This is a genomic window from Mesorhizobium sp. WSM4821, from assembly GCF_055901555.1.
Genome location: NZ_CM148371.1, coordinates 5,025,446 through 5,046,730, shown reverse-complemented (window position 1 = coordinate 5,046,730; position 21,285 = coordinate 5,025,446). Strand labels below are relative to the sequence as shown.

Below are 21,285 nucleotides of genomic sequence, written 5' to 3'. Positions count from 1 at the left end.
CTTGGGAAACAAGAACAAGGGTGACCGGCGCAGCAAGTGTAGGGGATGCCTGGCAGCGCCGGTCAAGCGAAAGTTAGACACTCCCGCGCCTAAAGATACCTCAGTCCTGACATACGTCATGCATGCTCATGGGAGTATTTGCCGGCTACATTCGATGCCGGTTTCGATGGACCGCCCACATTTGATCCCCCTTTGGTGTGTGGTATCCATCGGCGTTGTATCAAAAAGACTGAGCTGATGCTGGGCTTGACGCGAGCTGATCGGCTGGAGGGCACGGCCCCAAAAGGCCATGGCGGCCGGACAAGGAAGAGGCCCTGAAAGGCCCAATTTCCAGTTCTTGCGCGTCCCCAGTTCCCCGGATTTCAATAAGCCTTGGACTTCAAGGGCTTAATGGTCGGAGTGGCCGGATTCGAACCGACGACCCCTTGACCCCCAGTCAAGTGCGCTACCGGGCTGCGCTACACTCCGGACCGGTCGCGATGTATCGTGATAACCCGGTTCCGGTCAACCGAATTCGGCGGCTTTTCTGCCAGATGGAATTGCGGCCGCCGGCGTGGGCTGCGCCGCCGGCCGCAACTGCCGCTGATGGCGGTATTCGAGCGCGATGGCGCCCCAGATCAGTCCGAGCAGCAGATAGACGTGGCGCCAGTGGTCGATGTCGATGAAGGTGCCCAATCCGATATTGCCGATGAAGGCGACATAGGCGCACAGAAGATAGGGCTGCCACGGCCTGTCGCGCAGCAGAATGCGGAAACCGGCTGAAATCGTCCAGCAGGTCAGCGTCAGGAACGACACGAAGCCGAGCCAGCCATAGTCCATCAGCATTTTCAGCCAGATGTCGTGCGTGTCCTCGCCGAAGATCGTGCCGAAGACGAGCGGACCGATGCCGAGCGGATGCTCCAGCGCCATTTGGAAACCGATCGTATAGCGGGCGAAACGGCCGAGGCGGGCCGTGTCATAGCTCTGCTCCAGCTGGGCGCGGCTGGAAAACATCTCCGAGACGCCCGGCAGCTGCAGGATTACGAGCATCGCGATGACCAGAAGCGAGATGGCGGCAACGATCATGACGACGACACGCAGCCGGAACTTGCCGCTGGCGCTCTGCAGGAACAGGGCGCCAGTGAGCAGGATCGCCGCAACGCCGAACATGCCCCAGGCACCGCGTGAGAAGGAGAAGAAAATGCCGGCCGCGATGATCAGCAGCGGCACCGCCAGCAAGGGCATGCGTGAGACGGGGCCTGTCAGCAGGAGATAGAGCAGGTAGATGCCGGGCAGCACTAGGAACGGCCCAAACACGTTCGGATCCTGGAAGGCGCCGGCGGCGCGGTCGTATTTGGTGAAGATCTCCGCCCCCGGGAAGGCATGGAAATAGCCTGCTATGCCGAGCAGCGAGGTCAGCACCGCCGACATCACATAGGCCAGGAAGATAAGCCGGTAGAGACTGGGCTGGACTGATGTCACCGAGGCGAAGAACACCGCGGTGAAGGCAAGGAACAGCGACACGGAGAGATAGAGCGGGGTGCTGGCAATATCCGACATCTGGGTCATCGCGATCATGCCGCCGATATTCATGATCACCAGCAGCACCAGCAGCGGCGCTGCGGCGCGCGATATGCGCAGGCCGAACAAGGTCCACACCGCCATCAGCCCGGCCATGTAGAGGTCGTACGGCGCCGGCTCGTCGATGACGAAGCCGGACAGGAAGACGCCGAGGAAAACCGCGCCCGACGCAATCAGCGCGATCAGCTTGGCGTTGATCGCGGCCGGCGGCAGTTCGCGTGTGACGGCGCTCAATAGGCATTTTCCGTGTTGAGCAGCCGGACCGGTGTCAGGAACAGGATCCTCAGGTCGAACAGCAGCGACCAGTTCTCGATATAGTAGAGGTCGTATTCCGTTCTCATGCGGATTTTTTCGTTGGTGTCCATTTCGCCGCGCCAGCCATTGATTTGCGCCCAGCCGGTGACGCCGGGCTTGACCTTGTGGCGCGCGAAATAGCCGTCGACCACCTCATTGTAGAGGAGGTTGTGCGACTGGGCGGCAATGGCGTGCGGACGCGGGCCGACCAGCGACAGCGAACCGAAAAGCGAATTGAAGAACTGCGGCAGCTCGTCGATCGAGGTCTTGCGGATGAAGCGGCCGACGCGGGTGACGCGCGGGTCGTTCTTGGTCACCGTCTGCTTGGCTGTCGGGTCCGCCTTGTCCGTATACATCGAACGGAACTTGTAGACCTCGATGATCTCGTTGTTGAAGCCGTGCCGCTTCTGGCGGAACAGCACCGGTCCCTTGCTGTCGAGCTTGATGGCGATCGCGGTCACCAGCATGACCGGCGAGAAGACGATGATGCCGATGATCGAGAAGACGATGTCGAAGGCGCGCTTGGCGACCGAATCCCAGTCGTTGATCGGCTTGTCGAAGATGTCGAGCATCGGCACGGAGCCGATGTACGAATAGGAGCGCGGCCGGAACTGCAGCGCGTTCGAATGCGCCGAGAGCCGGATATCGACCGGCAGCACCCACAGCTTCTTCAAAAGCTGCAGGACGCGCGATTCGGCGGTCAGCGGCAGCGACACGATCAGCATGTCGATGCGTGCGATGCGGGCGAACTCGATGAGCTCGGAAACGGTGCCGAGCTTCGGATAGCCGGCGACGATGGGTGGCGAGCGCTTGTCGCCGCGGTCGTCGAAGATGCCGCAGATGCGGATGTCGTTGTAGGGCTGCTTTTCGACGGAGCGGATCAGGACTTCCGCCGCCGTGCCGCCGCCGACGATGACGGCGCGACGTTCCATGCGCCCGTCGCGCGCCCAGCGCCGGATCAGCTTGGACATCATGAGCCTGAGACCGAAGATCAGCACGAAACCGACGACGAACCAGGTGCCGAAAAGCAGGCGCGAGTAATCCTCCGACATCTTCATGATGAATGCCGTAAGCGCCATCAAGGCAAAGGTGCCGGCCCAGACCAGCAGGAGACGGCCGAAATTGGCGATCGGCCGCATCAGTGAGACGATCTGGTAGCAGTCGGTGACGTCGAACAGCACCACGGCGAGGAACGAGGCGGCGGCGATCGTCAGCGGATATTGCCAGGCGAGATGGTTGAAGAAGCCGACATAATGGAAATAGAGGCTGAGACCGGACAGGAACAGCAGTGCGAACTCGACCATGCGCAAGACGCCGCTGACCATGATCGGTGACATGGTATCGCGCCGGTACTGCGTCGCGACCTGACGGGCGACGTCATTCATGCCGCCGGACGTCGGGTCCTCGGCAGAACCGTCGAATTTGCGCACCGCCTCTATCGAAAAGCGGCGAGCGGGGTCGATCTCGTTCATGATGTATCCGCAAAGCTTCCCTCAGGTGAGTAGCAAAAGAGAGCTAAGGAACCCTTGAAACAACAGGTGGCTTTGGAGCGGCTTTGGGTTTAGCGCTTGAGTGCTGCGAAATAGGCCGTCTCGATCGCGCCGGCCATCACCTCGGCGCCGAATCGCGCCTTGAGGTCGGTGGTGTCGGGCATCAATTTACCGTAGGCCGTGAGGTCGGCCAGCGCCGTACTCATCTTGTCGCCGAGTTCGCGCGGATTGGGCCGGATCAGCGCCGGAGAACCGGTGCCCAGGATTTCCGGTATGCCGCCGACGGCGGTGGCGATCATCGATTTGCCGGCGGCGAGCGTCTCCAGCACGATGTAGGGCATGGCTTCCGCGCGCGAGGGGACGACGACCAACTCGGCCAGCGCGAAGGCTTCGCGCGCCGGCATCGGCGGCAGGAAGCGCATATGACCTTCGAGCCCGAGCCGCTTCACCTGTGCATGGTAGCGCGGCAGGTCGTCGCCGTCGCCGACCATCACCGCTTTCAACGGGCGGCCAAGCCGCGTTCCGGCAAGAACCAGCGCATCGATGAAGATGTCCGGCCCCTTGAGGTCGCGCATCATGCCGATATAGAGGACATCGGCCGCATTCCGCTCGACCCGCACCGGCTCGAATTCGGCGGCGCGCAGGCCGTTGTAGACAAGGTTGTTGGGGATGGGCGGTTCGCCGACCTTCCTGCGATATGTCTGCCTTTCATAATCGGAGACAAACAGAAGATAATCGGTGAAACGCCCCATGAACCGTTCGAGCGCGAAGAACAGCTTCCCCATGGCGGTGGTCTCGTCATAGTGGAGAGAGCCGCCATGAGGCGAATAAAGGCGGGCTACGCGAGACCTTGATACCCGCAACAATGAGCCGAACAGGCGGGCATAGGCGCCACCCTTGGCGCCGTGCCCGTGGAGCACGTCCGGCCGCAATTCCTTGATGATCCCAAAAGTGCGCCAGGCCGAGGCGAGATCACCCGGCCCGACATGGCGCTGCATCGGCGTGCGATGGATGCCGAGCGCCATTCTGCCTTTCATCTGTCCGAACAGATGTTCCTCGAAGTCGCCGCCAGTCGTCGAATCGCAGACAATGCCGACCGAATGCCCAGCGGCGACCTGCGCCTCGGTCAGGTCGCGCACGTGACGAAAAATCCCTCCGACAGGTGAGCGAAAGCAGTGGACGATCCTTAGTGTGTCCGCCACGTGGTCTAGAACAGGCGTTCGCGGACGTAGATCGTATCGCCGGGCAGAAGCGGGTCGGAGGTGGGCACGCGACCGGTCATGACCTTGCCGTTGATGTCGCGGGTGATGTCGACGCTTTCCTGGTTGGCGCGCGGGCTGAACCCGCCAGCGATGGCAATCGCCTTTTGCACGGTCAGGCCTGGAACATAGGAGTATTGGCCCGCGGCACCGACTTCGCCCATGATGAAGATCGGCCGGTACCGGTCGATCTCGACCGAGACGTCCGGATCGCGCAGGTAACCCTGGCGCAATTTGTCGGCGATCTCGCCTTCGAGCTGCTGGGCGGTGTGGCCGCGCGCCGGCACGGCGCCGACGAGCGGGATGGACAGGTAGCCGGACTGGTCGACGCTGTAGATGTTGGTCAATCCTTCCTGCTCGAACACAGTGATGCGGACCCGATCGCCGGCGCCGAGGCGATAGGGCTGGTCGAGCGTTTTATGAAAAGCTGCCGGCGCCGGCCGGTAGCTGGAGCAGCCGGCAAGCAACGACACGGCGAGCAGTGCGCGGAAGAGGGAAGCAGTGCTTTTCATGACCGAACACGTACCTTCGACTGGCCGCCGTTACACCGCGGCAAATGCTGAGGGATCGAGGCCCGTTATCATCCCGTTAGGGTTAATGGCCGGTAAAGGCGCCCTGCCGAAGTGGCGGTAACGGACGAAAGACGGCCGGTTCCGATGCTTTGTTGCCGCTTGCGAATAAACCCTAACGGATGCTTACCGCGATATTAACGGCTGAGTTACCATAGTTGTTTACGGTCCGTCCTGACCACTGCATGTCGCCCAAAAGTGCGTAGCGGTTTTGGGACAGCGACATGCAGGAAAACAAGAACTTAAAGCGTGTCGCATGAATCTGTTCAAAAGCGACGCGCTTTAAGTACCGGAGCAGGATGTATGTCCGTTCAATCCGCGGCCGCAGATGTCGACGTCGATCTCAGGCAGCTCTTCGCAAGCCTTGCGAGGAGTTGGCTTCGCATTCTTCTCGTCGCGCTGGTTGTAACCGGCCTGGCGTTGGCGCTCGCCTGGCTCGCCACGCCGCATTACAAGGCCGAAACGCGGCTTTTGATCGAAACGCGTGAATCGGTTTACACGCGCCCCGGCGGCACCAACGACAACGACAAGCCGATTCTGGACGAGGAAGGCGTGACCAGTCAGGTCGAGGTCATTTCCTCGACCGACATCCTCAAGCAGGTGGCCCAGAAGCTCGATCTGTCGCGGCTTGCCGAGTTCGACGAGACGGCTGACATGCCGGTGATGAGCCGTCTGCTTGTCATCGCCGGTCTGAAAAGCGACCCCAACGAGATTCCGCCGGAAGAACGCGTGCTGAAAACGATGCGCGAGAAGCTCAACGTCTACCGCGTTGAAAAGTCTCGCGTTATCGTCATCGAATTCTCCTCGGAGAACCCCAGGCTCGCAGCTGAAATTCCGAACGCCATCGCCGACGCCTACATCTCCGTCCAGGGCAATGCCAAGATCGAATCGAATTCCGCCGCAACCGACTGGCTGGCGCCTGAGATCGCCGACCTTTCGAAGCGGGTGAAGGATGCCGAGGCCAAGGTGGCAAGTTACCGCGCCCAGTCCGATCTCTTGATGGGCGGCAACAATTCGGTGCTCGCCACGCAACAGCTTTCCGAACTGTCGAGCGAACTGTCGCGGGTGCGCGCCAATCGCGCCTCGGCGGAAGCGACTGCCGACAGCGTGCGTAGGGCGCTGCGGAATGGCGGCTCGCTGGATGCGGTCCCGGAAGTGCTGTCTTCCGAACTCATCCAGCGCCTGCGCGAGCGGCAGGTCGAGCTCAACACCAACATCGCCGATCTTTCGACCTCCTTGCTCGACAACCATCCGCGCATCCGGGCGCTGAAGTCGCAGCTTGCCGATCTCGACCGCCAGATCCGCAACGAGGCGGAGAAGATCATGAAGGGGCTGATGACGCAGGCGCAGACCGCCCAGGCCCGCGAAAGCCAGCTTATCGCCGACGTCAACACGCTGAAGGCCGCATCGGCGCGCGCCGGCGACCAGCAGGTCGAACTGGACGCGCTGCAGCGCGAAGCGACCGCCCAGCGCCAGCTGCTCGAATCCTACCTGACCCGCTACCGCGAAGCGTCTTCGCGCAAGGACAGCAACTATCTGCCGGTCGACGCCCGTGTCTTTTCCCGCGCGGTGGCGCCGTCCGAGCCCTATTTTCCGAAGATCCTGCCGATCACCGGTGCGGCCTTCGTCGGCTCGTTGCTGCTCATGGCGATCGTGACGCTTCTGCAAGAGCTGTTTTCGGGTCGTGCCATGCGGCCGGCCGCCGGCGCGCGTTTCGAGCGGATCGAACAGGTCGCGATGCCGGTCGTCCGCCAGGAACCCGCCGTCCTCCAGGAGACGGAGGAGCGTCAGCCAGAAGCAGACGCGAAGCCCTATACCGCCACGATGCGCTATACTGCAGCGGCGCCCGATATGGTCGCAACACCCGAAGAGCCGGCCTCCGAAGAGCCGACCCCCCAAGAGCCGACCGAAGAGCATGAGGTCGCCGAGCCGGAACCGGCGCGTGCGACCTTGGGCGAGATCGACATCGAGAACGCCGCTGAAAAATTGATCGCCAATGGCGCTGCACGCGCCATATTCGTCTCGCCGGAAGGCGACGAGGCGGCCGCCTCGGCGGTTCTGGTGGCCCGCGAGGTCTCCGACGCCGGCCTGCGCGTGCTGTTGCTCGATCTTACCGCCTCCGGCGCTGCCTCGCGGCCGATGCTCGACAGCCGGCTCTTCCCGGGCATCACCAATCTGCTCGCCTCCGAAGCGGTGTTCAGCGACGTGATCCATCCCGATCTCTATTCGGATTGCCACGTCATTCCCGTCGGCACCGCCGATCCGGTCCGCGCCATGCGCGCCGCCGACCGGCTGCCGATCATCATGCAGTCGTTGACCACCGCCTACGATCTGGTCGTGGTCGAGTGCGGACCCACCGACGCGCAAGGCATCAGCCGCCTGGTGGGCGAGGGCACCGAGGTCTTCCTGTCGATGCTGGAGCCGGACGACGAGGTGACGCAAGCCGCGATCGAGCTTATCGAGAGCGGCTATCCCGACCTGACGCTGGTGACGCCGGCCGGCCATGAGACGCCAGGAACGCCGGTACCCGGACGGCGCTCCGCCGCCTGAGGTGGCTCGATAGCCCTGAGGCCCCGGAATCGCGGCAACTGTCAGCTGTCGTCTTGACCCGCGGCAGGTGCTGCCTGTCCTGCCGTCTTGCGGCGCAGCGTCTTGGTCAGCTTCCAGATCGTCGGGCTGTTCTTGATGAAGGCTTTCAGGCCCGCTCCTTGGCGCAGGACAAGCGCCAGCGCGCGGCCCTTCATCGTCAGCGGAACAAGGACCTCCAAATGCCGGGTCTCGATATCGCACCACAGCCGTTTGTAAGGTTCGTCGCCGACCGAGAAATCGTAGACGTCGAACCCCTTGTCGCAGGCCTCCTGGATGTTGTCGAAGAACAGGAAGTCGCCGGGGCTGGTATGGGTCAGGTCGTCCTCGGCGATCGCCCCGAACTCGCAGATCAGACGCTTGCCGGAGCGGCTCGATCCGGTGACGGCGCGAAGCTTGCCGGCGACCTCAAGCCCATGCAGCACGAAGGGCGGCTTGTCGTCGGAAAGCGCTTCGACGAACAACGCGCGGAAGAAAGCACGAACCTCCGGCTCGCCGAAGACATTGGCGATGCCCATCTTGCGGAAGCGGGATTCCTTCATCTCGAAAAACGCGTCGAGCAGTCGGTTCACTTCGTCCGCCGTGCGGGCCTCGATGCGGCGGTGGCTGCCGACGGCCTCGAACTTGCGCATCTGCGAGCGGTGCTTCTTGCGCTTGCGCTTGCCGCTCGCGCGTGACAGCAGCGCATCGAAACCTCCCGCCAAGTCGACGGCCAGCGACAGATTGGGGCTCGGAAAATGCGGAAGTGAGGCAAGCGGATTGGCGATCCCGTCGAGCTCGGGCAGCAGCCGTTCCAGTGCGACGAGGTCGATGTCCGGCCGCGCCTTGGCGATCGCCGCCAGGGTCGAGCAGATTGCCGCACCATCCGCTTTGGTCAGCCAATACGGGTCGGCGGCGGCGAAATTGCCGTTGGCATGGCGGCCGCCCATGAAACGGGCGACGCGGAACGGGCCGCTGCGGGTGACTTCCAGCGCCAGCGAAAAAACCTTTCGGCCTTCGGCGTTCAGTGTCGCCAAAACGGCGTCCGATTCGGCATATTTGCCCCAGTTCAGGATCCAGGCCGGGCTCTGCGCGGGCGCGAACAGCGCCGAACGGCAGAACTCGGCATAATCCGCGAATGCTAGGCTATCGGCGATCGAGATCGACAGGCCCGCATGACCCGCAGGCAACGCGCGCGGAACCTCCATTGCTTCGAGCTGATTGCCGTCAAATGACGCGATGGCGTCAACCATACCTCAATCCTTTAGGGCGTATTCACCGCGACGGGGGCTCGCGCAGGCGCATTCCGTGCTCGAATGAGCCTAGGCGCAAAAGGTGAATGAATGATCGACGGGGGCGAGGCAATCCGGAAACTGGCGCTCAATGTCGTCCGCTATACCGGCCTTGCCCCGCTGGCAAAGCCGTTTGTCGGCGGCATCGGCGCCATCCTGATGCTGCACCGGGTCACCGCCAACCCGGAAAAGCCTGATAGCGTCAACCGGCATCTCAACATCGCGCCTGAGTTCCTGGACGCTGTGATCGCCGACATGAAGGTGAACGGCTATGCATTCGTCACGCTGGACGAGGCGATCGAACGCATCAAGGCCGGCGGCAAGGGCGGCCAGTTCGCGGCGATCACCGCCGACGACGCATACCGCGACAACATGACCGAAGCGCTGCCGGTGCTGGAAAAGCACGGCGCGCCGGTCACCATCTATGTCGCACCGGGGCTGATAAACGGCGCCGCCGATCTCTGGTGGGAGGCGGTCGAGGACATCGTCAACGCACGCGATCAATTGACCCTGCCGACACCGCAAGGCCGCAGGAAGATCGACTGCTCGACCCCGGGCAAGAAACTCCAGGCCATTGCGCGCCTGCAGACCTATCTGACGCTGGAGGTCCGCGAGGAAGACCAGCGCGCGGCTCTGCGTGAACTGGCGCAGTCGAACGGCATCGAGTTGGACGCGCCGCGCCGGAGCACGCTGATGAACTGGGACGAGATCCGCACTATCGCCGGGCATCCGCTGGTGACGATCGGCGCCCATACGGTAAACCATCGCAATCTGAAGCGGCTTCCCGAAGCCGATGCACGTCATGAGGTCGACGACGTCAGGCGCATATTGCAGGCGGAACTCGGCCATAAGCCCCGCCATTTCGCCTATCCCTATGGCTATGCCAGCGCCGTTGGCGGCCGCGAAGTCGGCTTTGCCCGCGACGCCGGCTATGCCTCGGCGGTGACGACGCGCCACGGCGTGCTGCGCGCCGAACACGCCGGCTTCATGCATGCGCTGCCGCGCATTTCGGTCAATGGCCGCTATCAGAGCGTTGCCTATATTCGCACGATGCTGTCGGGTGTGACGACGCCGCTGGTCAACGCCGGCAAGATGGTCGTCACCATTTGAAGGCGGACCTCAGTCCTTCGGCCGCGGAGGCTCCAGGATCAGCCATTTGATGATGCCCATGGCCGGCAGCACCCAGAGAATGCCGCTGAGCAGGAAGAACAGGAAATGCGTCCAAGGTCCCGATTCCGCCAGTTGCGCAACCGCCACAATCGATGCGACCAGCGCATAGACGATGACCAGCGCCACCAGCAGGAACGTTCCGATCAGTTTCTTCAGGCGAATGGGCATTTCGCGATCTCGTTGATTCCTACCGCTTAGGCCCAACGGAAGAGGCACGCAACCCGCCAGATCCGGCGCGACGGCGTGCCGCGCTGTCCGGTCTTGCCAGTCGAGTTGCGATGGTCCACCAATCCGCCACACCAACCTGCCGGGACGAATCCATGGCTGCCATATCCGCTGCGCCTTATCTGGCCCGCGACCGCGACCTGCACAACCGGGCTCTGGTGCGCGGCTGGCTCTACGTCGTGCTTCTGGTGCTGGTTGCGCTGGTGCTGGTCGGCGGTGCCACCAGGCTCACCGAGTCCGGCCTGTCGATCACCGAATGGAAGCCGATCCACGGTATCGTTCCACCGCTCAACGACGCCGAATGGCAGGAGGAGTTCCAGCGCTACCAGCAGATCCCGCAATATGCCGAACTCAACAAGGGCATGAGCATCGGAGCGTTCAAGTCGATCTTCTGGTGGGAATGGGCGCACCGGGTCCTGGCGCGCGGTATTGGCGTGGTTTTTGCCTTGCCGTTGGTGTTTTTCTGGGCGACGCGCCGCATCGAACGCGGGCTCGGCCCAAAGCTGGCGGGTATCCTCGTTCTCGGCGGCCTGCAGGGCGCGATCGGCTGGTGGATGGTCGCCTCGGGGCTGGTCGACCGGGTCTCCGTCAGCCAGTACCGGCTGGCGACGCATCTGACGCTGGCCGCGCTGATCTTCACCGCGACCATGGTGGTCGCGCGAGGGCTCGCCCCCCATTCCGAGCCCGCCGCCGACCGCTCGACGCAGCGTCTGGCCGGCTTCCTGGTGTTGCTGGCGCTGATCCAGATCTATCTCGGCGGGCTGGTCGCCGGCCTCGATGCCGGCCTGAGCTACAACACCTGGCCGCTGATGGACGGCAAGCTCATCCCCGGCGATCTGATGATCCTAGAGCCGGCATGGCGCAACTTTTTCGAGAACCCGAAGACGGTTCAGTTCATCCACCGGCTCGGCGCCTACATCATCTTCGTCGCCGCACTTTGGCACATGATCGCGACACACCGCCGCCTGCCCCAGACAACGCATGCACGCCGCGCGACGTTGCTGTTTCTGCTGGTGCTGGTGCAGGCCGCGATCGGCATCGGCACGCTGCTGATGCACGTGCCGCTGCACATGGCGCTGACGCATCAGGCATTCGCGCTTGTCCTGCTGGGTTTTGCCGCGGCGCATTGGCGGGCTAGCCGAGGCCCTTATCCGCTGCCTAACGAGATCGCCGTCAGAGACTGAACCGCACCGTCCGGATCGCCATGACGATGGACAATTCGCGGCTTTCCTCGACGGCGTTGGCATCCTCGTGATGCCATGAAGCCGACAGACAGCCATAGGCGATGGCGTGGTCGAGAATGGCTGGTGGCGTCTGGCCGAGCGTGCTGGCGAAGATCTCGGCCATGTGGGCAATCCGCCGCGGATCGCGGCAAAGATCGTCGCGGTCGAGCGGATTGTAGAACATGTTCGCCGCATCGAAACCGGGATCGCCGAGAACGCCCTTCGGGTCGATCGCCAGCCAGCCGCGCGGTCCCTGCATGATGTTGTCGTGATGCAGGTCGCCATGCAGCGGCAGCACGTCGACAGGATCGGCCAACAGCCGTTCCGCGGTCGCAGCCGCTTCGACATAGAGGCTCTTTTCGCCGGCGTCGCGATCGGCCTTCGCCTTCTTGAACAGGCTGGAAAACCGTGTCCGCAGCGGCTGAAGATCCGATGGGGCAGGGTGGTCAGACGGCGAAAACAATTTTGCCATCACCTCGGCCGCGATCTCGGTCGCGGCGATGTCGCCATGTTCGGCAAGGTCGTGCGACAGCATCCTTTCGCCGGCATATTCGAGCAGCATGCGGTGGCCGTCGCGGCCGAGCAGGCGCACTGCTCCTTCGCCGCGCCGCCAGGCGAGAAAATGCTCGCCGCGCAATTCGTCTTCGACGTCGTTGAAAGGTTTGAGCGCCTTGACGATTGCCGGCGAGCCGTCGTCGCGAAAAACCTTCCAGATGCGGCTGCTGAATGTCTCGGCAATCAGGTCCGGCGCGCTGACTTTCCAGCGTTCTGGAAATGCCGGAGCGTCCATTCAGGGCTTGAGGCCGAGCATCAAATCCATGTTCTGCACGGCCGCTCCCGAGGCGCCCTTGCCGAGATTGTCGTAGACGGCGAGCAGCAGCGCCTGGGCTGTGTCGTCATTGGCGAAGACATAGACCTTCATCCGGTTGGTGCCGTTGTAGATCTCGGGATCGATCTCCGGCACGCGCTCCAGATGCGCATAGGGCGCTACCTCGACCACGCCGCGCTCGATCGCGGCGAAATGGTCGGCGATCGCCGCATGGAGCTCGGCGCCGGTCGGCACATAGTCGAGGCCGCCGAGCTGCAGGGGCACCACCGTGATCATGCCTTGCGCGAAATTGCCGACCGCCGGCTGCATGATTGGATCATGCGACAGCTTCGCATAGGTCCTGAGCTCCGGCACATGCTTGTGCTGCAGCGTCAGCCCATAGGGCAGGAATTCCGACGCATCCTCGCCCTTGGCGACATAGTCCTCGATCATCGGGCGGCCGCCGCCCGAATAGCCAGAAATGCCGTTGACGGTGACCGGAAAATCCGGCGGCAACAGGCCGGCCGCCACCAGCGGCCTGAGCGTCGCGATCGGACCTTGCGGCCAGCAGCCCGGATTGGCGACGCGCTTCGCCTCGGCGATCGCCTTCGCCTGGTCCTTGTCCATTTCGGCGAAACCATATTCCCAGCCTTCGGCCACGCGATGCGCGGTCGAGGCGTCGATGACCTTGGTGGTGTCGTTGGTGATCAGCGAAACGCTTTCTTTAGCGGCTGCGTCCGGCAGGCACAGGATCGCGATATCGGCGGCGTTGAGGAATTCGGCTCTAGCTGCCGTTTCCTTGCGGCGCTCGGCCGGAATGGAGATGATCTCCAGGTCGCCGCGGTCGACAAGCAGCGTCCTGATCTGGAGACCGGTGGTGCCGTGTTCGCCGTCGATGAAGATTTTCGGTTTCATTGCCTGCCTGAATTCCCTGGTATTTCAAATCTATATGCCGCTTGCCTGGTTCATTCCGGCAGCACTGTGATTGCCGTTGTTCAACTCTTCGAGCCGGGCCTTTCGTTCCGCCAGAAGTCCCAGATAGTGCATGGCCACCATCGAACCGGCAATTGCCGTTATATCGGCGTGATCATAGGCGGGTGCAACCTCGACGATGTCGGCACCGACGATGTCGATCTGGGTAAGCTGGCGCAGCACCGACAGGATTCTTGCCGAGGACGGCCCGCCGGCGACCGGTGTGCCGGTACCGGGCGCGAAAGCCGGGTCCAGGCAATCGATGTCGAAGGTAACATAAGTCTTTCTGCCGCCGGTGCGGTCGACGATGGCATAGGCGATATCCGACGCGCGCATTTCCTCGACTTCGTGGCCGTAGATGATCTTGATTCCGAACGTGTCAGGCGCATGGGTGCGGATGCCGATCTGGATCGAACGGTCGGGGTCGATAATACCCTCCTTGACCGCACGGCCGACGAAGGAGCCGTGATCGATGCGCTTGCCGTCGTCCGGCCAGGTGTCCTGGTGTGCGTCGAACTGCACCATGGCCAGCGGCCCATGGATGGCGGCATGCGCCTTGAGCAGCGGCCAGGTGACGAAATGGTCGCCGCCGAGCGACAGCAGGAAGGCGCCTGATTTCAGGATCCTTGCCGCCTCGCGCTCGATTGTCCCGGGCGTCTTCTGGTGATTGCCGCTGTCGAGCAGACAGTCGCCATAGTCGACCACGGCGAGATGTTCGAACAGATCGCGAGAAAACGGATATTGCGGATCGTTGTCGAGGATGGTCGAGGCGCGGCGAATCGCCTGCGGCCCGAAGCGAGCGCCCGGCCGGTTGGTGACCGCGGCGTCGAACGGAATGCCCCAGACCACCGCATCCGCGCCCTTCACGTCCTTCGTGTATTTGCGTCGCATGAACGACAGCGCGCCGGCATAGGTCGGCTCGAAGGAAGCGCCCGTCCTGGAGCGGGCGGTGAAGGCGTGGTCGATGTTCCTGTTCGGCATGAAGCGATCTCCTGTGCGTCGACGCGCAACCTTATTGGACATAATTCTCAGAAATGCGACCCCTTCCGAGGAGCATGGCCATTCGAGCCCGGTCACAAATTCTTGCTTGCCGGGCGAGCCCACGTGGCTGACCCCCGCCAATTGCGCAGATAAGCACGAATACAACCGAAAGTAGCCAGCCGTCCCATCGCCGGGGCCGGGTGTTGGCTGGGGAGCGGAACAGGTACAGGCGCCAGGTGATCTGACTTTCCGGCCTTTACGAAGCCGGCTTCGTTCACTGGGCTGTCACGTGCGTCGCTTAACCGGGTGTCGATCCGGTACGGAGCGATTCTCATGCGAACGATCTGGCTGAGCCTTCTGATTTCCGCCGCGCTGACGGTTTCCCTTGGCCATGCATCGGCAGGCGAAACACGCGCCAGACAGATTCTCGACCGTTTCGAGCATGCCAACCAGTGGCGCGACCATGTGATGGTGGTCGCACATCGCGCCGGCAGCATGCAGGCCGGCAAGACGCTCTATGCGGAGAATTCGATCGCTGCCGTCGAGGCATCGATCGTGCTGGGTGCCGAAATCGTCGAGGTCGATGTCAGGCGGTCGAAGGACGGCCAGTATGTCGTCATGCATGACAGCTGGCTCGACCGCACGACGAATTGCAAGGGCGAGGTGGTCAAGCGCACGCTGGCCGAACTCAAGACCTGCAGGCTGGTGATTGAAGGCACCGGCGCCGTCACCGATGAGCCGGTTTCGACACTGCGCGAGATGCTGATGGCGACCAAGGACAGGATTCTCGTCAACATCGACAACAAACTCGACGTCGAGAACCTGGCCGGCATGATTGCGATCGCCCGCGACCTCGGCATGGCCGAACAGGTGATCGTCAAGGAAAACCTGTGGAATCCGGCCAGGATCACCGCTGTCAAGGCCGCCATGAGTGCGATCGGCAGCGGCTTCCAGTTCATGCCGATCATCGCCGACGATGCGGTGCGCGACGCCGGTTTCGCCGAGAAAGTCAGCGGAGCCTTTTCGGCGCCCGCGATCGAACTGATAAACTGGCGGGCCGGCGCGGAGACGCTGACCGAGACTGGTGGGCCGCTGTTCAGCCCCCGCATGCGCGCGGCGGCGATAAGGGGCGACTGGCACATCTGGGCTAATACCTATGCCATCGTCAACAAGCCGGGCGGCTTCATTGCCGGCGGTCGCGGTGACGAACTGGCGGTGCTCGCCAGTCTGCCGCGCGAGACCTACGGCTTCTGGGCCGAGCGAGGCGCCACAATCATCCAGACCGACGAACCGAAATTGGCCATCGACTGGCTGGCGGCGAACGGCTATCGCGCGCCTTATCCTGATGAGGCGCGGCCGGCCGAACCCGCCAACACGGCGAGCATCAACTAGCCGCAGGCGGGGTGGGGTGACAGCCGAGCCCCAAAGACCGTCCGAAGACGGCCCTTCGCTCATCAAGCCGCGTGGCGCAGTCAGGCGGCCATCGCCATGCCGGTCAGTTCCCCGATGGCATCCTCCGGCAGATTGAGTTCGGCTGCGGCGAGGTTTTCCCTGAGATGCTCGACAGACGAGGTGCCGGGAATAAGCAGGATGTTGGACGCACGGTGGAGCAGCCAGGCAAGCGCGACCTGCATGGGCGTGGCGCCGAGGCGCACCGCGACATTCGACAAGGTCGACGACTGCAGCGGGTTGAAGCCGCCGAGCGGAAAGAACGGCACATAGGCGACGCCGTCGCGGGCGAGTTTGTCGATCAAGGCATCGTCGGTTCTGTGGGCCAGATTGTATTGGTTCTGCACGCAGACGATCGTGGCGATCCGTCGCGCCTCTTCGATCTGTGCTGACGTGGCGTTGCTCAGCCCGATATGGCGTACCAGGCCCTTTTGCTGCAGTTCGGCCAGCGCGGCAAGCTGTTCTTCGATCGACCCTTCGGCGGGTTGATGTACGTCGAATATGATCCTGAGGTTGACTACGTCCAGCACGTCGAGCCCGAGATTACGAAGATTGTCGTGCACCGCCTGGGTCAGCTCTTCGGGAGAGAAGGCCGGCAGCCAGGCACCATCGGCGCCGCGGCGGGCGCCGATCTTGGTGACGATGGTGAGGCCGTCGGAATAGGGCGCGAGCGCTTCACGGATGAGCAGATTGGTGACGTGCGGGCCGTAGAAGTCACTGGTGTCGATGTGGTTCACCCCGCGCGCAACGGCTTCGCGCAGCACGGCCAAAGCTGCGTCGCGATCCCTGGGCGGGCCGAAGACACCAGGCCCCGCGAGCTGCATGGCGCCGTAGCCGAGTCGTTTCACGGTGCGGTCGCCGAGAGTGAACGTGCCGGATTGGTCGATGCTGGACATGATCTTTCTCCTGAATGATGAGGAACAAATAGATGCTGTCCGCTGTCCCGATAACCCGCTACTATCTGCACGGGTTGTGCAGGATAGCGAACAGTGAGTATCGAACTGGGTGATCTCAACGCCTTCCTGGCGGTAGCGCGTGCCGGCGGTTTTCGCGGGGGTGCGCGCGCAAGCGGCGGCAGTGCGTCGGGTCTGAGCGAAGCCGTCCGCCGCCTCGAGACGCAGCTCGGCGTCAGGCTGTTCAACCGGACGACGCGCAGTGTCTCTCCAACCGAAGCGGGCGCGAGCTTGCTGGCCCGGCTCGGCCCAGCCTTGACCGAAGTCGAGGCAGCACTTGATGTGGTGAACGGCTTCCGCGACCGGCCGGCAGGTACGTTGCGCCTCAACGTGCCGGTCAGCGCGGTGCGGCTGGTGCTGCCCGGTATCGTTCCGCGTTTCCTCGCCGCCTATCCCGGCATCCGGCTGGAGGTGATCGCCGAGGAGAGTTTTGTCGATGTGCTGGCGGAAGGGTGCGACGCCGGCATCCGCTACGACGAGCGGCTGGAGCAGGACATGATCGCGGTGCCGATCGGACCGCGCGTGCAGCGCTTTGCCACCGCCGCCAGCCCTGCATACCTGGATCGCCATGGCCGGCCGGAACACCCGCGCGACCTTCTCGGTCACGCCTGCCTGCGCGGCCGCTTCGCCAGCGGTGGGATGCCGCCATGGGAGTTTGAGCGCGACGGCGAGGTGGTGCGGGTCGATCCGACGGGACCGCTTCTGGTGACCCTGGGCGGAGCGGCCGATCTCGCTGTCGATGCAGCCATCGCCGGCACCGGCATTGTCAGCCTGTTCGAAGACTGGCTTCGTCCTCGCTTCGAGAGCGGTGCGCTCGAACCCGTCCTCGAACCATGGTGGCAGAGCTTCTCGGGACCGTTCCTCTATTATCCCGGCCGGCGCCTCGTGCCTGCGCCGTTGCGAGCGTTCATCGACTTCATCAAGGACGGCCGGGCTTGAGGCCTGCCGCCGGCATGAATCGGGCCCGGCGCCATCACTCACCCGGCTCTGAACCAAAAGAAAAGGCCGCCCGGAGGCGGCCTTTCGAATGTTTGACGCTGTCGGTGCTTAGCGCTTCGAGAACTGGAACGAGCGGCGGGCCTTCGCCTTGCCGTACTTCTTGCGTTCGACGACGCGGCTGTCGCGGGTCAGGAAGCCGCCCTTCTTGAGCACGGCACGCAGTTCCGGCTCATAGTAGGTCAGCGCCTTGGAAATGCCGTGGCGCACGGCACCGGCCTGGCCGGAAAGGCCGCCGCCGATAACGGTGGCGACGATGTCGTACTGGCCGGCGCGGTTGGCGGCGATGATCGGCTGGTTGAGGATCATCTGCAGGACTGGGCGCGCAAAATATTCGGCGAACACCTTGTCGTTGACGACGATCTTGCCGGAACCGGGCTTCACCCAGACACGCGCGATGGCGTTCTTTCGCTTGCCGGTGGCGTAGGCGCGGCCCGACTTGTCGAGCTTCTGGACATGGACGGGTGCAGCCGGCTGCGTGTTGGTGTTGCCGGTGGCAGTTCCGAGTTCTGCGAGCGAGGAAAGCTCAGCCATCTTACGAAACCTTCTTGTTCTTGGCGTTCAGCTTTGCCACGTCGAGCACGACGGGCTGCTGGGCGACATGCGGATGTTCCGTGCCTGCATAGACGCGGAGATTCTTCATCTGGCGACGGCCGAGCGGGCCACGCGGGATCATGCGTTCAACGGCCTTCTCGACGACACGCTCGGGGAAACGGCCCTCGAGCAGCTGGCGCGCGGTGCGCTGCTTGATGCCGCCGGGGTGGCCGGTATGCCAGTAATAGACCTTGTCGGTGAATTTCTTGCCGGTGAACACCACCTTGTCGGCGTTGATGACGATGACGTTGTCGCCGTCGTCGACATGCGGAGTGAAGGTGGGCTTGTGCTTGCCGCGAAGATGATTGGCGATGACAGTGGCGAGACGGCCGACGACGAGACCCTCGGCGTCGATCAGCACCCACTTCTTCACCACATCCGCAGGCTTCTGCGAAAAGGTTGCCATGGATTTCTGCTTTCGGTTCGGACCTTCCCCATTTTCGAACAATAGGAGAAAGGCGTTTCTTGTTGCTTGGATTGGCGCCGAGCGCTTGCCGCCGCCAATAACAAAACGGCGGCCTTTGCGGGCCGCTGCTTCGTGACGGCTTATAGGCGAGGGGAATTAGCCAGTCAAGCTGCATTTATAGCCGCTTCGGAAGGATTATCATGCTAAATCAAATGGTTAGAGTTGTGGTGTTATTATACCACATAAGAATCGATCAACTTTGGTTTAGCGCCGCCCCGGAAAAATCGCGGCCAGCAGCAGTTTGATGCCGACAGCGATCATGATTGCACCAGCCAGGCGTTCTTGCCAGACAAGAAAACCGGCGTTGCGTGCCAGCCAGTTGCCGACCGCACCTGAGGCCAGGGCCACAGTTCCCAGGACCAGGAGGCCCGTAGCCTTCATGGTGGCCCCGAGTATGGTAAATTGCATTGCCGACGATCCTGTGGAAGCATGGACGAACTGCGGCAGCACTGCGAGCATGAAAATCAGTGCGGTAGGGTTGGTCAGGTTGCAGATCATGCCTTGCCGAAAGGCGCCCGCCAAGCCTCCCTCCTTGACCGTCACGATGCTGTTTGTTTTCGCTTCCTTGCGCGCGAGCAAGGACTTCGTCCCAATTGCGATGAGGTACGCCGCTCCGAGCAGTTGCAGCAGGCCATATGCGACAGGCGAGGACGTGATCAGCGATGCAAGTCCCATTGCCAGCAGCGGAACCTGGATCACGCCTGCGAAAACGCAGCCGGCGGCAGTTGCCAGTGCTGCCCGCCAGCCCTGTCCGATACCGCGGCTGATCACCAGAAGCATGTCCGGCCCCGGACCGGACAGTTGGTAGCCAAGCACTGCGACCAGGAATGCCAGATAGGTGGGAAGTTCGGGCATGTTTTTTTGCGGGCCTGATTGGACCTGCGAACGTGTTGTAGGACAATTCGTTCCGTTGCGTCGTTTTGGAACGAGCGGAAACGGGTCCGTCCTGCAAATCAGGCCTGCGATTGAAAGCTCTTCTTCGGCGGGATCGAATAGGTTCCCGTCGCGTGCGCTACCGTGTGTCCGTCCGGTCCGGCGACGATGTCGATATCGAACACCATCAGGCTCTTACCCAGCTTCAGGATGCGGCAATGGCCGTCGATAGGGCCGGCCTCGGCTTTGCGGACAAAATTGATATTGAGATTGGTGGTGACCGAAAGCGCATCCGGCCCGGCATGCGAAAGCACGCAGACATAGCCGCCAATGTCGGCAAGCGTGAACAGCGCCGAGCCAGACACCGTTCCACCGGGGCGCAAATGCCGCTCGCCGGCATTCAGGCGCACCGTGCAGCCGCCCGGGAACACGTCGATCGTCTCGTAGAAGGTGAACTGGTCGTTGAGCTGCGGGTAGACGGTCTCCATCAGCGCGTTGACTTGCGCTGCGGTCAGCACCGGCTTGAGATTGTTTTGGGCAGGCATAAGCGATTTCCTGTATGTGGCGTCGGCATGGCCGGCGGCCTCAAGGCGAGGGCGATTGGCTGAGGCTGCGCCGCCGAGAAAACACGTCCCAAGGCTGTTCTTCAATCGGCAGCGTGCTAGTTCTTTTGTTCCATGGCCTGCAAATCCGATGCCGCCGGCCGATGAAGAGGTTGGAGAACATGGCCGAAATCGTCGCCATCAAGCCGGCTTTTGCCGAAGGTCCTGTTGTCGCGAGACTGGACGAGGGCATCCTGCGCCTGACGCTCGCCAATCCGCCGGCCAATGCCCTGTCGCTGGCGGTCATGGCCTTGCTGACGGCGGAACTCGACCGCGCGAAATCGGACAGATCCGTCCGCGTCATCATTCTGGCTGCAGCCGGAAAAGTATTCTGCGCCGGACACGACCTTAAGGAAATGACTGCGCGCCGCACTGATGCCGATCGCGGCAAGGCATTCTTCGAGGAGACGTTTTCCGCTTGCGCGGCGCTGATGCAGGCGATTGTGCGCCATCCCAGGCCGGTGATCGCCGAGGTCGACGGTCTGGCAACGGCGGCCGGGGCGCAACTGGTGGCGAGCTGCGATCTCGCCATCGCCTCGCACGAGGCGACCTTCTGCACGCCGGGCGTCAACATAGGTCTGTTCTGCTCGACGCCGATGGTGGCGCTGTCGCGCAACGTCTCGCGCAAGCACGCGATGGAAATGCTTTTGACCGGCGAGACGATCGATGCGGCGACGGCCAAGGAATTCGGCCTCATCAATCGGGTGGTGCCGCGCGAATATCTGAACCAGATCGTCACCAAATACGCGCAAACCATTGCCTCCAAATCGTCTTTGGTCGTGAAGACCGGCAAGGAAGCCTTCTACGCGCAGGCCGAGATGGGGCTGGCTGCGGCCTATGCCTACACCGGCCGCGTCATGGTCGACAATATGCTGGCGCGCGACGCGGAAGAGGGCATCGGCGCCTTCATCGGCAAGCGCAAGCCGGAATGGACGGAGGAATAG

General features: G+C 62.8%; 20 protein-coding genes and 1 tRNA gene. 6 read left to right on the top strand and 15 right to left on the bottom strand.

Annotation, left to right across the window (positions count from 1 at the left end; all coding sequences use genetic code 11):
- Positions 1–391 precede the first annotated feature (391 nt).
- From AC0NID_RS24665 to AC0NID_RS24645, 5 genes are all read right to left on the bottom strand, one after another.
- Positions 392–468: transfer RNA gene (locus AC0NID_RS24665), tRNA-Pro, on the bottom strand.
- A gap of 36 nt (positions 469–504) precedes the next feature.
- Positions 505–1,794 carry an O-antigen ligase family protein gene (locus tag AC0NID_RS24660; RefSeq protein ID WP_473452963.1) on the bottom strand — a complete coding sequence of 430 codons (1,290 nt, stop codon included), beginning with the start codon at positions 1,792–1,794 and terminating at the stop codon, positions 505–507.
- Positions 1,791–3,326, bottom strand: a complete 1,536-nt coding sequence (locus AC0NID_RS24655; protein WP_473452964.1) for an undecaprenyl-phosphate glucose phosphotransferase — start codon at positions 3,324–3,326, stop codon at positions 1,791–1,793. Before AC0NID_RS24655 ends, AC0NID_RS24660 begins: the two co-directional genes overlap by 4 nt.
- Before the next feature lie 89 nt (positions 3,327–3,415).
- Positions 3,416–4,546, bottom strand: coding sequence for a glycosyltransferase family 4 protein (locus AC0NID_RS24650; RefSeq protein WP_473452965.1), 1,131 nt, complete (start codon positions 4,544–4,546; stop codon positions 3,416–3,418).
- A 5-nt stretch (positions 4,547–4,551) separates the two neighbouring features.
- Positions 4,552–5,115, bottom strand: coding sequence for a polysaccharide biosynthesis/export family protein (locus AC0NID_RS24645; protein ID WP_473452966.1), 564 nt, complete (start codon positions 5,113–5,115; stop codon positions 4,552–4,554).
- A 360-nt stretch (positions 5,116–5,475) separates the two neighbouring features.
- Here AC0NID_RS24645 and AC0NID_RS24640 point away from each other — a divergent pair, with 360 nt between their 5' ends.
- A complete protein-coding gene (locus tag AC0NID_RS24640; RefSeq protein WP_473452967.1) occupies positions 5,476–7,722 on the top strand; it encodes a GumC family protein in 2,247 nt (748 codons plus the stop codon).
- A gap of 41 nt (positions 7,723–7,763) precedes the next feature.
- Here AC0NID_RS24640 and AC0NID_RS24635 read toward each other — a convergent pair whose 3' ends face one another.
- On the bottom strand, positions 7,764–8,990 hold the full coding sequence (locus AC0NID_RS24635; protein ID WP_473452968.1) for a GNAT family N-acetyltransferase: 1,227 nt from the start codon (positions 8,988–8,990) through the stop codon (positions 7,764–7,766).
- A gap of 90 nt (positions 8,991–9,080) precedes the next feature.
- Here AC0NID_RS24635 and AC0NID_RS24630 point away from each other — a divergent pair, with 90 nt between their 5' ends.
- Complete coding sequence (locus AC0NID_RS24630; RefSeq protein ID WP_473452969.1) at positions 9,081–10,139, top strand: polysaccharide deacetylase family protein; 1,059 nt, start codon at positions 9,081–9,083, stop codon at positions 10,137–10,139.
- Positions 10,140–10,148: 9 nt separating this feature from the next.
- Here the strand turns inward: AC0NID_RS24630 and AC0NID_RS24625 are convergent, their stop codons facing one another.
- The gene (locus AC0NID_RS24625; RefSeq protein ID WP_473452970.1) at positions 10,149–10,367 is read right to left on the bottom strand and encodes a DUF2842 domain-containing protein; all 219 of its coding nucleotides are present in this window, start codon (positions 10,365–10,367) and stop codon (positions 10,149–10,151) included.
- Positions 10,368–10,519: 152 nt separating this feature from the next.
- Here AC0NID_RS24625 and AC0NID_RS24620 point away from each other — a divergent pair, with 152 nt between their 5' ends.
- Entirely contained in the window at positions 10,520–11,608 is a 1,089-nt protein-coding gene (locus tag AC0NID_RS24620) for a COX15/CtaA family protein (RefSeq protein ID WP_473452971.1), read from the top strand.
- On the opposite strand, the gene AC0NID_RS24615 is transcribed toward AC0NID_RS24620, so the two are convergent.
- From AC0NID_RS24615 to speB, 3 genes are read right to left on the bottom strand one after another with little or no spacing between them, the layout of a single operon-like run.
- Positions 11,598–12,437, bottom strand: a complete 840-nt coding sequence (locus AC0NID_RS24615; protein ID WP_473452972.1) for an aminoglycoside phosphotransferase family protein — start codon at positions 12,435–12,437, stop codon at positions 11,598–11,600. The genes AC0NID_RS24620 and AC0NID_RS24615 overlap by 11 nt on opposite strands.
- Positions 12,438–13,370, bottom strand: coding sequence for an N-acetyl-gamma-glutamyl-phosphate reductase (gene argC, locus AC0NID_RS24610; RefSeq protein ID WP_473452973.1), 933 nt, complete (start codon positions 13,368–13,370; stop codon positions 12,438–12,440). It abuts the gene before it with no gap.
- A gap of 30 nt (positions 13,371–13,400) precedes the next feature.
- Positions 13,401–14,408: an agmatinase gene (gene speB / locus AC0NID_RS24605; RefSeq protein WP_473452974.1), complete on the bottom strand. Its 1,008-nt coding sequence runs from the start codon at positions 14,406–14,408 to the stop codon at positions 13,401–13,403.
- Between the two features lie 333 nt (positions 14,409–14,741).
- Between speB and AC0NID_RS24600 the strand changes: the two genes are divergently transcribed.
- Positions 14,742–15,800, top strand: coding sequence for a glycerophosphodiester phosphodiesterase family protein (locus AC0NID_RS24600; RefSeq protein ID WP_473452975.1), 1,059 nt, complete (start codon positions 14,742–14,744; stop codon positions 15,798–15,800).
- 80 nt (positions 15,801–15,880) lie between these two features.
- Here AC0NID_RS24600 and AC0NID_RS24595 read toward each other — a convergent pair whose 3' ends face one another.
- A complete protein-coding gene (locus tag AC0NID_RS24595) occupies positions 15,881–16,753 on the bottom strand; it encodes an aldo/keto reductase family oxidoreductase (protein WP_473452976.1) in 873 nt (290 codons plus the stop codon).
- Positions 16,754–16,846: 93 nt separating this feature from the next.
- On the opposite strand from AC0NID_RS24595, the gene AC0NID_RS24590 reads away from it, so the two are divergent.
- Positions 16,847–17,749, top strand: coding sequence for a LysR family transcriptional regulator (locus AC0NID_RS24590; RefSeq protein WP_473452977.1), 903 nt, complete (start codon positions 16,847–16,849; stop codon positions 17,747–17,749).
- Between the two features lie 108 nt (positions 17,750–17,857).
- On the opposite strand, the gene rpsI is transcribed toward AC0NID_RS24590, so the two are convergent.
- The 4 genes from rpsI to AC0NID_RS24570 form a co-directional block, all read right to left on the bottom strand.
- A complete protein-coding gene (rpsI, locus tag AC0NID_RS24585; protein WP_473452978.1) occupies positions 17,858–18,340 on the bottom strand; it encodes a 30S ribosomal protein S9 in 483 nt (160 codons plus the stop codon).
- A gap of 1 nt (position 18,341) precedes the next feature.
- Positions 18,342–18,806, bottom strand: a complete 465-nt coding sequence (gene rplM / locus AC0NID_RS24580; protein WP_292158500.1) for a 50S ribosomal protein L13 — start codon at positions 18,804–18,806, stop codon at positions 18,342–18,344.
- A gap of 264 nt (positions 18,807–19,070) precedes the next feature.
- Positions 19,071–19,721 (bottom strand): LysE family translocator, encoded by a 651-nt coding sequence (locus tag AC0NID_RS24575; protein ID WP_473452979.1) that lies wholly within the window; start codon positions 19,719–19,721, stop codon positions 19,071–19,073.
- A gap of 98 nt (positions 19,722–19,819) precedes the next feature.
- Positions 19,820–20,284: a PaaI family thioesterase gene (locus AC0NID_RS24570; RefSeq protein WP_473452980.1), complete on the bottom strand. Its 465-nt coding sequence runs from the start codon at positions 20,282–20,284 to the stop codon at positions 19,820–19,822.
- A gap of 179 nt (positions 20,285–20,463) precedes the next feature.
- Between AC0NID_RS24570 and AC0NID_RS24565 the strand changes: the two genes are divergently transcribed.
- Positions 20,464–21,285 (top strand): enoyl-CoA hydratase, encoded by an 822-nt coding sequence (locus AC0NID_RS24565; protein ID WP_473452981.1) that lies wholly within the window; start codon positions 20,464–20,466, stop codon positions 21,283–21,285.

Coding starts and splice junctions, on each gene's coding strand:
- rplM (WP_292158500.1), bottom strand. CDS start 18,806: ATGGCAACCTTTTCGCAGAAGCCTGCGGATGTGGTGAAGAAGTGGGTG.
- AC0NID_RS24575 (WP_473452979.1), bottom strand. CDS start 19,721: ATGCCCGAACTTCCCACCTATCTGGCATTCCTGGTCGCAGTGCTTGGC.
- AC0NID_RS24640 (WP_473452967.1), top strand. CDS start 5,476: ATGTCCGTTCAATCCGCGGCCGCAGATGTCGACGTCGATCTCAGGCAG.
- AC0NID_RS24615 (WP_473452972.1), bottom strand. CDS start 12,437: ATGGACGCTCCGGCATTTCCAGAACGCTGGAAAGTCAGCGCGCCGGAC.
- argC (WP_473452973.1), bottom strand. CDS start 13,370: ATGAAACCGAAAATCTTCATCGACGGCGAACACGGCACCACCGGTCTC.
- AC0NID_RS24635 (WP_473452968.1), bottom strand. CDS start 8,990: ATGGTTGACGCCATCGCGTCATTTGACGGCAATCAGCTCGAAGCAATG.
- rpsI (WP_473452978.1), bottom strand. CDS start 18,340: ATGGCTGAGCTTTCCTCGCTCGCAGAACTCGGAACTGCCACCGGCAAC.
- AC0NID_RS24600 (WP_473452975.1), top strand. CDS start 14,742: ATGCGAACGATCTGGCTGAGCCTTCTGATTTCCGCCGCGCTGACGGTT.
- AC0NID_RS24620 (WP_473452971.1), top strand. CDS start 10,520: ATGGCTGCCATATCCGCTGCGCCTTATCTGGCCCGCGACCGCGACCTG.
- AC0NID_RS24570 (WP_473452980.1), bottom strand. CDS start 20,284: ATGCCTGCCCAAAACAATCTCAAGCCGGTGCTGACCGCAGCGCAAGTC.
- AC0NID_RS24630 (WP_473452969.1), top strand. CDS start 9,081: ATGATCGACGGGGGCGAGGCAATCCGGAAACTGGCGCTCAATGTCGTC.
- AC0NID_RS24645 (WP_473452966.1), bottom strand. CDS start 5,115: ATGAAAAGCACTGCTTCCCTCTTCCGCGCACTGCTCGCCGTGTCGTTG.
- AC0NID_RS24595 (WP_473452976.1), bottom strand. CDS start 16,753: ATGTCCAGCATCGACCAATCCGGCACGTTCACTCTCGGCGACCGCACC.
- AC0NID_RS24655 (WP_473452964.1), bottom strand. CDS start 3,326: ATGAACGAGATCGACCCCGCTCGCCGCTTTTCGATAGAGGCGGTGCGC.
- AC0NID_RS24565 (WP_473452981.1), top strand. CDS start 20,464: ATGGCCGAAATCGTCGCCATCAAGCCGGCTTTTGCCGAAGGTCCTGTT.
- speB (WP_473452974.1), bottom strand. CDS start 14,408: ATGCCGAACAGGAACATCGACCACGCCTTCACCGCCCGCTCCAGGACG.
- AC0NID_RS24625 (WP_473452970.1), bottom strand. CDS start 10,367: ATGCCCATTCGCCTGAAGAAACTGATCGGAACGTTCCTGCTGGTGGCG.